This is a genomic window from Marinobacter arenosus (assembly GCF_019264345.1).
Taxonomy (GTDB): domain Bacteria; phylum Pseudomonadota; class Gammaproteobacteria; order Pseudomonadales; family Oleiphilaceae; genus Marinobacter; species Marinobacter arenosus.
In genome coordinates, this window is record NZ_JAHVAO010000001.1 from 1,315,538 (window position 1) to 1,327,476 (window position 11,939).

An 11,939-nucleotide genomic window follows, 5' to 3' on the forward strand; every position below is an offset into this window, starting at 1 on the left:
GGCCGCAAACTCGGCAGTCTGGTCGGACAAGCGGGTCGGGCTGTCCAGAACTGTGCGGAGCCATGGATGGCGGAGCTCAAGCGCCACATGGATGTGCTTGAGCGGGTTCTGGACAGCCCGACCCGCTTGTCCAGCCCCCGCAAAACCAAGAATTAAAGGTAACCCTGGCTCCGAAGGTAATCATCATAAGAGCCACTGAAATCCGTCACCCCATCCGCACTCAATTCGATAATGCGCGTCGCCAGCGAAGAAACAAACTCCCGATCATGGCTGACAAAGATCAGTGTGCCGGGGTAGTTCTCCAGCGCCAGGTTCAACGCTTCGATGGACTCCATGTCCAGGTGGTTGGTGGGCTCATCCATCAACATCACGTTGGGCTTCTGCAGAATCAGCTTGCCAAAGAGCATACGACCCTGCTCACCACCTGAGATCACCCGTACCGATTTACCGATGTCATCACCCGAGAACAGCATCCGCCCGAGGGTGCCGCGCACCAGCTGCTCGCCGCCCGTCGTCCACTGGGCCATCCAGTCGGTCAGGGTTTCATCGTCGGCGAAATCGGCGGTGTGGTCCTGGGCGAAGTAGCCGACCTCGGCGCTGTCGGTCCACTTCACTTCGCCGCCGTCGGGCTCATAGGCGCCTGCCATGCACTGGAGCAACGTGGTTTTGCCGATGCCGTTGGGCCCGATGATGGCCACGCGCTCGCCGGCCTCGACCTGCAGGTTCAGTTTGTTGAACAGTGCCTCGCCGTCGAAGCCCTTCGTCAGGTCCTTCAGTGTCACCGCCTGGCGATGCAGCTTCTTGCCCTGCTCGAACCGGATGAACGGGCTGACCCGGCTGGACGGCTTCACCTCTTCCAGCTGGATCTTGTCGATCTGGCGGGCCCGGGAGGTGGCCTGCTTGGCCTTGGAGGCGTTGGCCGAGAACCGGCTGACGAACTGCTGCAGTTCGGCAATCTGGGCCTTTTTCTTGGCGTTGTCCGCCATCATGCGCTCGCGGGCCTGGGTGGCGGCGGTCATGTACTCGTCGTAGTTGCCGGGGAACAGCCTCAACTCCCCGTAATCCAGGTCCGCCATGTGGGTGCACACGCTGTTCAGGAAGTGGCGGTCGTGGGAGATGATGATCATGGTGCTGTTCCGGGCCACCAGAATGTTTTCCAGCCAGCGGATGGTGTTGATATCCAGGTGGTTGGTGGGCTCATCGAGCAGCAGCACATCGGGATCGGAAAACAGCGCCTGGGCGAGCAATACCCGAAGCTTCCAACCCGGAGCCAGGGCGCTCATCGGACCATTGTGCTCCTCAAGCGGAATTTCCAGGCCCAGCAACAGCTCGCCGGCGCGGGATTCGGCGGTGTAGCCATCCATCTCGGCGAACTGTACTTCCAGGTCCGCCACGGCCATGCCGTCTTCCTCGCTCATCTCGGCCTGGGAATAGATCCAGTCCCGTTCCTTCTTCACCTGCCAGAGTTCTTCGTGGCCCATGATCACGGTATCCATCACCGTGCAGTCCTCGTAGGCAAACTGGTCCTGGCGCAGTTTACCCAGACGGACGTTCGGCTCCAGCATGACCTGGCCGGACGACGGCTCGAGATCGCCACCGAGAATTTTCATCAGCGTGGATTTGCCGCAGCCGTTGGCGCCGATCAGGCCGTACCGGTTGCCATTGCCGAATTTGGCAGACACGTTTTCAAACAGGGGCTTGGCCCCGAACTGCATGGTGATATTGGCGGTGGAAATCAAGAAAGAAACCTATCAACGTGAGGGCCGACAGTGCACCCAGGCACTGGCGCCGGCGAAAGAAAGCCGGCATTGTACAGGTTTGCAGCCCAGACCGTGAGACCGGAGAAACACGGATAAAAAGCGCTTGCCTCAGGCGGTGGGTACGGGCAGCATTCCCGTTCTGATGTATCCATACACCCAAGAGGAGTCCGACCATGGCACAGGCAACAGCACGCCACATCCTGGTAGAGAGCGAAGCAAAGTGTGAAGAATTGAAGAAGGCCATCGAAGGTGGCCAGGATTTCGCGGAAGTCGCGAAGCAGCACTCATCCTGTCCGTCCGGCCGCAATGGCGGCGACCTGGGTGCGTTTGGCCCAGGCCAGATGGTCCCCGAGTTCGACAAAGCTGTATTCAACAGCGAACTGAACACCGTGATCGGTCCGATCAAGACCCAGTTCGGCTACCACCTGCTGGAAGTGACCAGCCGCAGCTAATGGGTTTTGGCCCGTCGCAAAAGCACGCCCGCAAGAGTCAGCGTCTGCAAACGCTGGCTTTCGCGGGCGTTCTCGTCATGGCACCACTGTTTTTCATGGGTGGCCCCGACTGGCTGCCCGGGCCTCTGAACACCTCCGTGTGGAACCTGGGCCACATCGCGTTCTTCGCCCTGCTGACGCTGGTTCTGCGCCCGTGGCGGTGGCTGGAAGGCTGGCGGCTCTGGCTGGCTGCGACCGTGATCATGCTGGTGGCTGGTGCACTGATTGAAGCCGCCCAGTCGCAACTGGGACGGGATGCAGACTGGCGGGATGTCCTGCGCAATCTTACCGGGGTCTGGCTGATTCTGGCCTGGCAGCCACTGATCGGGCGTCCGCTCCGGCACAACGCCTTGATGATCGGGGTGGCCGCCGCCACCAGCCTGTTGGTGATTGTCGAGCTGGGCGCCACCGGTATCGTCGCGGCCCGGCAGTTCGAGCTGAGCAACCAGTTGCCGCAACTGTACAACTTCGATCACGAGGATCCCTCGCCCTACTGGCTCGGCGACCTCGAACCGTCTCCCAATCCGGTTCAGGATGACGCCAAGAGCCTGAGGATTGAGCTGGACACCGACCGATACTCGGGCGCGTCCCTGATCAACCTGCCGGCTGACTGGCGCCAGTACGACACCCTGAGGATCAGCCTGTTCAACCCGGACCCAACCCCCCTACCACTGACGCTCCGGATCAACGATCTGATGCACGAACATGGCGACAACGCCCACAGCGATCGCTACAACACCTCGTTCACGCTCGCTCCAGGCCCTCACACACTGACACTGGCCCTGAACGATGTCCGGAACGCGCCCAGCGACCGCACCATGGATATGAGCCGCGTGCATCGGCTGACCCTCTTCGCCGTCCGGCTGCCTACGCCAAGAACCGTCTACCTGCTTGATCTCAGACTGGATTGAGCGACCAGGGGTTGGCGGTGATCGGCTCCGCGCCCCGTTCAGTCACCAGAATCGTCTCACTGCAGCCAATCCCCCACTGCCCGGGCACGCGTAGACAGATCGGCAAATGAAACACCATGCCCGGCTTGAACTCGGTATTTCCTCCCCGGGCGATGAACCCGGAACCTTCCACCCACGAGGGTGGGAACTGGGCACCGACCGTGTACCCGAACACCCCGGAAAAGAAGACCATCCCCGCCAGTGGCGCCAGCGCCCGTTCCGCCGCCTGGGCGGCGGAATCAAAGGTGACACCCGGTCTCACCGCTGCCAGCAGCGCATCCACAATCCGACGGCAGCCGTCGAATACCCGCCGCATGTCGGCAGACGGTTGGCCCGCCACCACCGTTTGCATCATGGGCGCCGTGTAGCGATGCCAGGCCGAACCAAACTCCAGGAAAACCGGTTCATCCGGCTCAATGCGGCAACGCTTGTGATTGGCATGAATCACGCTGCTGCGCACCCCGGCGGTTACGATGGGTTGCATGCTCATGAACTCACTGCCCGCCTCCAGCAACGCCCGGGCACCAACGGCAGCCACCTCGTTGTCGGTTATTCCAGGCCGAACGACAGCTACCGCGGCCCTCAGCCCCTCTGCCGTGATACTCGCGCTGCGACGCAACAGGCCGATTTCCATCTCGGATTTTATCAGACGGACTTTCTTGACCAGCCCACCCGCGTCGACAAAGCGGACACCCGGCAACCGTTCTTTCAGGCCTTCCAGCACCCCCTGGCGAAGGGATCCGTGCCAGGCGTCGATGCCAACGGTGTCGGCCGAGTCATTCAGGGCATCAATCAACGGGCCAAGCACTTCGCCGATGCCCTCCCACCGATACCCCGAAACCTGCCGGACGCGGGTGGTCACCATGGCCGGGCCCATTTCGATGGAGGGCACCTGCAGTAACAGGGAGGAGGCGGTCACGACCAGGGCCACATGCACGGACACCTCGAAGGTGCTGTAGCCGGTCAGGTAGAAAATATCGGAACAGTCGGTCAACAGCAGCGCGTCTATGTCATCGGCTTCCATCCGATTACGGACGCGAGACAGTCTCTGATCGTATTCCTCAGGCGGGAATGGACATTCGGAGCCTCGCGATTGAAGCGACAACGCTTTCTGATAGGCATTGAAATCCATGGGAGCAACTCCTCAGTTGCATATACTAATGAGATTGGACCCAAATTCGCCGTTGTACAACTTTCGGCCACCCCAACTGACCGGTAACCGGAATGGGAGGTCCCCAATATGCCCCGCAATCACGATGGAACGGGCGCTTTTGAAGTCAGCGTGGAACTGGGTGCGCTCACCAGCATCGCCCACGATCCCCAGGTCGCCGTGCGAGTGGGCGCCGCCGTAGCGTCCCTGGTCAATGGCGTCGGCGGCGACCCGCTGCTCCAGCTTCGCCTGCTCCACCAGTCCCGCAGCCTTCTGTTCGATATGGGAGACAGTGGGCGCATGGCCCTGCGCTCGGCCCATCAGGTCAGCGACGTTTTCATCAGTCATGCTCATGCCGACCACATCGGCGGGTTCATGTGGTTCATGCGCAGTCGAATTGGCCACTTTCCACCCTGCCGGCTGTTTGGGCCGCCGGGATTACTGGGGCACATTACCGGTATGATCCAGGGCGTGCTCTGGGACCGGGTGGAGGATCGCGGGCCCCGGTTTGTGGTTCATGAGTGGCACGGCGACCACCTCAAACGTTGGAAACTGAATGCGGGTGAAGGGCCGCCGGAACCCCTGGAAGATCAGGCGACGCCTGAGAATGTGATTTACCAGGAACCGGAATTCCGGGTACGGGCGGCCATGCTGGATCACGGAACGCCGGTCATGGCCTTCTCCTGGGAGCCGTTCGGCAAACTCAATGTACGAAAGAACGGTGTGGAGTCGCTCAAGGCCGAGCCCGGCCCCTGGCTGCACGATCTCAAGATGGCGGTACTGCGGAGCAATCCGGACACGCTGATCTCACCTGGCAATGGCTACAGCTACCGGGCCGAAGACCTCGCGGCCAGGCTGCTGATCCAGGCCCCCGGAGAGCCCGTGGTCTACGCCACCGATTTCGCGGACACACGGGAAAACATCGAGAAGATGACCGTCCTGGCACGGGGCGCCCATACGCTGTTCTGCGAATCCTCCTTCATGCTGGAAGACGCAGACCAGGCCCGACGCACCGGGCATCTGACGACGGAGGCCACCGCCCGCATCGCCAATGCGGCCGGGGTCCGACAACTGGTCGCCTTTCATTTCTCACACCGTTACGCCCGCCGGCGCGACAAGGTGTATTCCGAGCTTGGACGCTTCACTGACCGTTTGCTGGTTCCGGAGCGAGAAACGTCGCCATCTGCTTCCCAACCGACTCGATCGGTTCGGTAATGGCCCGCTGGATGCTGTTGGTCACCACCCGTGAAAAAGCCGCGCCCGGGCCGCTTTCCAGAAAATCCATGTACATCCCCATTTCCTGGGCGCCGATCTTTTGATAGGTGTACAGGTAACTGTCGTACACCTGCTGCCCCACGACACCCCGAATGGTGCTGCGCTGGCTCTCGATCTGTTGCTTCAACTGATCGTAATGCATGGAGTCACTGCTGAACGCCGCCATGGCCGTGGCCAAACCCAGTTGCACGGCGATGGTGGTATCCACGGCACTTTCGGTGGCCCGGGCCGCGCGATCAAAACGGTCAAACATACGGGCCCGGTCCGTGCCCTGGTATTGCTTGTTCAGCTCAGGCGCTTTGGCCCGAATGTCGTTCCAGGCCGCGGGATTGGAGGCGGCAATCTCTGCCGCCGAGATCTTCCGGGCTACCGGCGTCTCATACCAGTCACGCACCGCCTCCAGCTGCTGGTCCGTGAGGTTCGCTTCCAGGTCCTTCACGATCTGCTGCTCAATGTCGGCCGCGCGAAAACTGCTGCTGACCACATGTCCGATGGTCTCGGCCACCATCGGTGGCACTTGGCCGCCACGCTTCAGGCCATCGCGAATGCCCTGGCTCATCATGGCCGGGTACTGGGCAACGATGTCGTCAACCGGTGACGCGGCCAGCACCTGCTCGGGGCTCGGGGCCGCGAACACGGGGCCGGCCGCGAACAGGCCGGCGACTAAAAGAGGTTTAACTAGGGTACCAAGCTTCATTTCTCTATCATCCCAATGTGTGATTGCCCCGTTTATGACACGTGTTCCGCTCATTCATCAAGCAATCCCTGGGCTCCGGAGATGACAGTTTGGTAGGGAAACTCGGAAAACCCTGGCGCCGGCGCAAACGGCGCCGACAACCCCGGCGTAATGTCTGGCGTTCCCGCGCCAAATGGTATGGGTTGCCCGTACTTGGTCTTCTGATGGGAACCTGGGCCACTCTTCGGTTCAGCCTGCTGGCGCCCGATCCGCCGGCCAACCCCGATAACCTCTGCGAGATCTTCCGGGAGCACCCGGTGTGGTACGACTACGCCCGCGAGTCACAATCCCGGTGGGGCACCCCCATCGCCACCCAGATGGCCTTCGTATACTACGAATCGTCGTTTCGCAGCCATGCGAGGCCACCCAGGACACTGTTGTGGGGATTGATTCCGTGGACACGGCCCACGTCGGCCTACGGCTATGCCCAGGCCCTGGATCCAGCCTGGCAGGAATACCTGGAAGCGAACGGCGACGGCTGGTTCACCGTTCGCACTGACATGGAACACGCGCTGGATTTTGTCGGGTGGTATAACCGTTTGACCCACCAGCAGCTGGGCGTTTCATTCTACAGCCCGCGCCGCCTCTACCTGGCCTACCACGAGGGACGAGGCGGCTACAGCCGCAGGACCTACGAGAGCAAACCGGCCATCCAGTCGCTGGCCTCCCGAGTGCAAAGCCGTGCCTTCCGCTACGACAATCAACTCCAGACCTGCGAGCAGGAATTCCAGTGCTGGCGCTGGTATCAGTTCTGGCCGTTTTGTGGATAACCGCCGCTACGGCGACGTGTTGATCTCGATGGCCGTTTCCAGTGCCTTGAGTCGATCCACCAGATATTCCATGACGATCCGCACCCTGGCCATCTGCTGGGTGTCCTGGCTCACGTGTAGCCACAGGTCGACGCTCTCGCCTTCCAATGGTTCCGACAGCCGACGAAGCTCCCGGGAGTTCTCCCCGAGGTAACAGGGCAACACGGCCAAGCCAGCACCGGCACAGGCCAGCGCGTGCATGGATTGGAGGCTGTTGCATCGAATCAGTGACTGGGCGTTCTTGAGGTGTTTGCGGTACCAGCGTCCGGTCGCCAGATGGCTGAAGGTTTCATCGGGAATAATCCAGACACAGTCTTCCGGATGATTCTCGATGTCCATATCCCGGTGCCGACGGCAGTATCGCGCTGAGCCGTAAACCGCAGAATCAACGGCCGCAATCCGCTCACCATCCAGGGTCGCCTGGGGCTTGTTTTCGCATCGCAGGGTCAGGTCGGCTTCCCGGTGGCTCAGGTTGGCCACGTCGTTGTCGGTCAGCACTTCCAGCTCGATGTCGGGGAACTCGCGGACCAGCTCCGCCAGAATCGGGCTGAGCAGCGCGTTCATGGTGGCGTCTTCCGCCGCCAGCCGAACCTTGCCAACCGGGGAGGCATCCTGACCAACCAGCTTTCGCTCCAGATTCTCCATGGCCACTGCCAGCCTTTCGGCTTCCCGAAACGCGGTTTCACCGACCGGCGTAAGCTGTAATCCATCCCGGTTCCGTTCAAAGAACTGCACCCCCATCGACTCTTCCATCTGATCAAGTCGACGCAAAACAGTGGTTTGGTGCACACCCAGCATTTCACCGGCCCTGGCAAGCGTTCCGCCTATTGCCAGGGCACGTATATATCGAAGATAATCCCAATCCATAATAACTGCATATTTGCAACGTGAGTAAGGATTTTACCGTATTACTACTGCAAAAAAGAACCCTTACACTCTCTCGTAAATTAAAGGTAGATCGCTAACTAATTCACCCAAGTAAGTAAGGAGGAAGGCGCTATGACTCAGAACCATATCGCAACTGTTCACCCGCTGCCGTCCACGATCCTCCACAATAGTGCTGAGGTCAGGCGCCAGTATACCCGCGCTGCTTCCAAGCAGGCGGTTCAGTTTATCAGCCGTAAGATTCGTTCCTGGAACAGGAAAGCAGGAGCAGTTTCACCGGATATGACTCAGATGCAGGGCGGTCACTAAAACCCGATCTGAGCAGGCGCGGGACGCGCGAAGCTGAAAACCGCACATAAGGATTTGAGAGCGCCGGTGACACCGAAAGGGTCACCGGCGTTTTACGTCCAGGACTCAGAATTCCCAGACCACCTTCTTCTTCTGACCGAACCACTCGTCCATTTTTCGATTGTAGAAGTCTTCGATCACGTTGCGCTTGATTTTCATGGTCGGGGTCAGCATGCCGTTCTCCATGGTCCAGGGTTCCTTGACGACCACGACAAAGGCCAGCTTCTCATGGGCCTCGCATTGAGCGTTCACGGCGTCCAGTTCCCGGGCGAGTTCCTGCTCCAGTTCCCCGCGATCCCCGCCCGACAGCAGCTCACCCCGGGCTTCCTCTGACAACAGAACCATCAGGCAGGGTTGCGGCTGATTCGCACCGGCCACACACACCACTTCAGCCTTCGGGTGATTAAACCGGCTCTCGATCGGCACCGGAACCACGTACTTGCCTTTCGCGGTCTTGAACAGATCCTTGACCCGCCCGGTGATACGCAGGCAACCATCACTGTCGATCTCGCCCATATCGCCGGTCTTCAGGAAGCCATCGTCGGTGACGTCCTCCCGGGTTTTTTCCTCGTTCTTGTAGTACCCGAGCATCTGACCGGGGCTCTTGACCTGGACTTCTCCCCCTTCAGCGATGCGATGCTCCACGCCCGGATTGGCATTACCCACGGTGCCCACCTTGGCCTGGCCCGGCCGGTTGGCATGGGAATAGCCAAAGTTTTCCGACATGCCATACACTTCCAGCAATTCCAGACCCAGGTTCCGGTACCAGGCAATGATGTCCGCAGACAGCGGCGCGGCACCGGTCAGCGCGGCGCGACAATGATCCAGCCCCAACTGCTTCAGCACCTTCTTTTTCACCAGCGAGCGGACCACCGGGATGTTGAACAACAGCTTCTGTTTCTTCGGCGGCAGCTTGGCGTTCACCCCCAGGTAGAACTTCATCCAGAGGCGGGGCACCGAGAAGAACAGCGTCGGCCGCGCTCGCTGAAGATCCTCCTGGAAGGTATCGAGGGAATTGGCAAAATACAGATGGAAACCGTAATACAACGACTGGGTTTCCACCGCCGCGCGTTCCGCCACATGGGCCAGGGGCAGGTACGACAGCATGCGCTCCTCGCCAGAAACGGGGAACAGCTGCTGGAGACCGTCGGCCACTGAAATCATGGTCCGGAAACTGTGCATAACGCCCTTGGGCCGTCCGGTACTGCCGGAGGTGTAGACCAGGGTCGCCAGTGAATCCGGATCCGGCAACTTGAGTTCCGCCGGCTCGTTCTGCGCCACCAGATCAACCCATTTCGGCGTATCGTCCCTCGGCGACATGGGCAGCGAGATAATCGGAAGATCCTCGGGGATATGGCCCTTGATGTCATTCCAGCCATCGGCGGTGCCATCCAGCTTGCCAAGGAACATCAGCTTGGCCTCACTGTGCTCAAGCACATAGGCAGCGGTGTCTCCGTTCAGGGTCGGATACAGAGGCACCGATGCATGACCGGCGGCCCAGATGGCAAGATCTGCCAGAATCCAGTGCGCGCTATTCTTGCCCAGTATGGCAATGTTGCTCCGGTCCGGAAGGTCCAGGCTGTTCAGGTACGCTGCAATTCGGGACACCTGGTCGGCGGCGTCTTTCCAGGTGATGTCCTCCACCCGGCCGTCACTGAAGGGTTGGGTGAGATAGACTTTGTCAGGCGTTTGTTTCGCCCAGTAATAGAGGCAATGCAGGGAGGTCTGCTTTTGCGGATCGACAGCCATTCACGGCTCCTTGTTGTTGTTATCGGACGGTGGTTTTGTAGAATCCGGTGCCCCTCATAGTAGCGGTATTTTCCAGCCGCTCAATAGCCACAAGCTTCCGCACGAATCGCCAAAGCCACCACAAATGAGCAATAGTTCACACTTTTCTCCGTGACAAGCCCCGAACCTGGTCTAGAGTGACACCTGAAGCGTAACGGTTCTCGCCACTGGTAGGAGGTGACCATGAAGACATCGTCCCGCTCATTCCTGATTTTCCCCGCGTGGGGCGTCATCCTGATGGGCTCCGGTGCCTTCCTTTACTGCGCTTATGCGGGCCTGCTCGGTACCTGAACCTCCGGGACTGGCCCCGACAGACTGAACACTGGCCTGGTACTGGTCGCATCCTGCTGTACACTGCGCTTTTCCGAGAATGGATGCGTCTTTCATGTCAGATCTTGTGCTGTTCCATTACCCCATGTCGCCTTTTTCCGAAAAAATCCGGGCGATGCTGGGATACGCCAACCTCTCCTGGTCATCCGTCATCGTGCGTGAAATGCCCCCTCGTCCGGAGCTGAACATCCTGGCCGGCGGCTATCGCAAGGTTCCGGTTGCCCAATTGGGCGCCGACATTTTTTGCGACACTCGAACGATCGCCGCCGAAATTGCTCGCCTGGCGGACAAGCCGGAACTGATTCTGGAGCAACAGCCCGAGGACGTTCAGGCCTTTGTTGAGGCGGTCGATCTGGACATTTTCATGGCCTGCGTGATTTCGGCCAGTGACGGCCGGCTGCTGCGCAAATTGATCCGCGAGACCTCCCTGCTTCATGCCCTCCGGTTCCTCAAGGACCGGATCAGCATGGGCAAGAAATCCAGGGTCAAAACAGTGCGCGGCGCCGAGGCGAAGGACAAGGTGATGGCCCACCTTGCCGATCTCGAGCGCCGACTGGACCACGACTTCCTGTTCGGCACCACCCCCTGTATCGCCGATTTCTCGGCCTACCACGGGCTGTGGTTTGTTTGCGAATTGGCTGGCAAGCCCTGGCTGCGGGATTTCCCGAAAGTGGGCTCGTGGATGGCCCGCATGAAAGCCTTCGGCCACGGAAACGCTCAGGACCTGTCCGCAGACGAGGCGATTGCGCGCGCCCGGCACGCCGAGCCCAGGGAGCTGCCGTCTGGTGGCGATAACGAGATGCTGGGCACCGAGGTGAGCGTGGCGCCGACGGACTATGGTCGCGATCCGGTCACCGGCACCCTCGTCCATGCCGGCGCCCGCGAAGCGATCCTTGCCCGCAACGTCCCCGAAACGGGGCCGTTACACGTGCACTTTCCCAAACAGGGGTTCCGGATCAAACCGGCGTAACCTCAACGCCGGAACCGGGTTTCCAGCACCACCGCCGAGTTGGTGCGCTCCACCCCCTCCAGATTGCCGATGTCGTCCAGCACCGCGCTCAGTTCCTCCAGGGACTGAGCCTGGACGATCGCGATCAGATCGTACTCACCGCTCACCGAGAACAATTGCGACACCTGGGTAATTTCCTCCAGCGCGGCGTTGGTTCTGGCCGTGAGCTTTTGCAGCACCTTAATCGAGACATGGGCCTCCACCTGGTTGGCGGAAAACTCGCCACCCAGCAGCACGGAATAGCCCCGAATGACGCCGCTGGCTTCCAGCCGGGCAATGCGATTCTGCACCGTGGATCTGGACACATGCAGGGTTCTGGCAAGGTCTGTGATGCTCGCGCGGGCGTTCTGACGCAGCAGCATCAGCAGCTTCTGATCCTGTTTACCAATCATTTTGACAACTCATCGA

Annotated in this window: 11 protein-coding genes; 5 read left to right on the plus strand and 6 right to left on the minus strand. The window is 60.3% G+C overall.

The features are described from left to right. Positions 1 to 152 precede the first annotated feature (152 nt). Positions 153 to 1,739 (minus strand): ABC-F family ATPase, encoded by a 1,587-nt coding sequence (locus KXD86_RS06020; RefSeq protein WP_218635150.1) that lies wholly within the window; start codon positions 1,737 to 1,739, stop codon positions 153 to 155. Positions 1,740 to 1,933: 194 nt separating this feature from the next. Here KXD86_RS06020 and KXD86_RS06025 point away from each other — a divergent pair, with 194 nt between their 5' ends. After that, complete coding sequence (locus tag KXD86_RS06025; protein WP_218635151.1) at positions 1,934 to 2,212, plus strand: peptidylprolyl isomerase; 279 nt, start codon at positions 1,934 to 1,936, stop codon at positions 2,210 to 2,212. Between the two features lie 77 nt (positions 2,213 to 2,289). Further along, a complete protein-coding gene (locus KXD86_RS06030) occupies positions 2,290 to 3,162 on the plus strand; it encodes a VanZ family protein (protein ID WP_228739329.1) in 873 nt (290 codons plus the stop codon). On the opposite strand, the gene KXD86_RS06035 is transcribed toward KXD86_RS06030, so the two are convergent. Continuing rightward, the gene (locus KXD86_RS06035) at positions 3,149 to 4,333 is read right to left on the minus strand and encodes a M24 family metallopeptidase (RefSeq protein ID WP_218635152.1); all 1,185 of its coding nucleotides are present in this window, start codon (positions 4,331 to 4,333) and stop codon (positions 3,149 to 3,151) included. The genes KXD86_RS06030 and KXD86_RS06035 overlap by 14 nt on opposite strands. A 108-nt stretch (positions 4,334 to 4,441) precedes the next feature. Between KXD86_RS06035 and KXD86_RS06040 the strand changes: the two genes are divergently transcribed. Further along, complete coding sequence (locus KXD86_RS06040) at positions 4,442 to 5,566, plus strand: MBL fold metallo-hydrolase (RefSeq protein WP_218635153.1); 1,125 nt, start codon at positions 4,442 to 4,444, stop codon at positions 5,564 to 5,566. Here the strand turns inward: KXD86_RS06040 and KXD86_RS06045 are convergent. Beyond that, positions 5,493 to 6,323, minus strand: coding sequence for a DUF2059 domain-containing protein (locus KXD86_RS06045; protein WP_218635154.1), 831 nt, complete (start codon positions 6,321 to 6,323; stop codon positions 5,493 to 5,495). The genes KXD86_RS06040 and KXD86_RS06045 overlap by 74 nt on opposite strands. Positions 6,324 to 6,412: 89 nt before the next feature. Here KXD86_RS06045 and KXD86_RS06050 point away from each other — a divergent pair, with 89 nt between their 5' ends. Then, positions 6,413 to 7,132 (plus strand): transglycosylase SLT domain-containing protein, encoded by a 720-nt coding sequence (locus KXD86_RS06050; protein ID WP_446685652.1) that lies wholly within the window; start codon positions 6,413 to 6,415, stop codon positions 7,130 to 7,132. 6 nt (positions 7,133 to 7,138) lie between these two features. Here KXD86_RS06050 and KXD86_RS06055 read toward each other — a convergent pair whose 3' ends face one another. Both KXD86_RS06055 and KXD86_RS06060 read right to left on the minus strand, forming a co-directional pair. Next, entirely contained in the window at positions 7,139 to 8,038 is a 900-nt protein-coding gene (locus tag KXD86_RS06055) for a LysR family transcriptional regulator (RefSeq protein ID WP_218635155.1), read from the minus strand. Positions 8,039 to 8,470: 432 nt separating this feature from the next. Beyond that, positions 8,471 to 10,153, minus strand: a complete 1,683-nt coding sequence (locus KXD86_RS06060; RefSeq protein WP_218635156.1) for an AMP-binding protein — start codon at positions 10,151 to 10,153, stop codon at positions 8,471 to 8,473. Between the two features lie 424 nt (positions 10,154 to 10,577). On the opposite strand from KXD86_RS06060, the gene KXD86_RS06065 reads away from it, so the two are divergent. Beyond that, positions 10,578 to 11,492, plus strand: coding sequence for a glutathione S-transferase family protein (locus KXD86_RS06065; protein ID WP_218635157.1), 915 nt, complete (start codon positions 10,578 to 10,580; stop codon positions 11,490 to 11,492). Between the two features lie 2 nt (positions 11,493 to 11,494). On the opposite strand, the gene KXD86_RS06070 is transcribed toward KXD86_RS06065, so the two are convergent. Further along, the gene (locus KXD86_RS06070) at positions 11,495 to 11,923 is read right to left on the minus strand and encodes an Lrp/AsnC family transcriptional regulator (protein ID WP_218635158.1); all 429 of its coding nucleotides are present in this window, start codon (positions 11,921 to 11,923) and stop codon (positions 11,495 to 11,497) included. Positions 11,924 to 11,939: the final 16 nt, after the last annotated feature.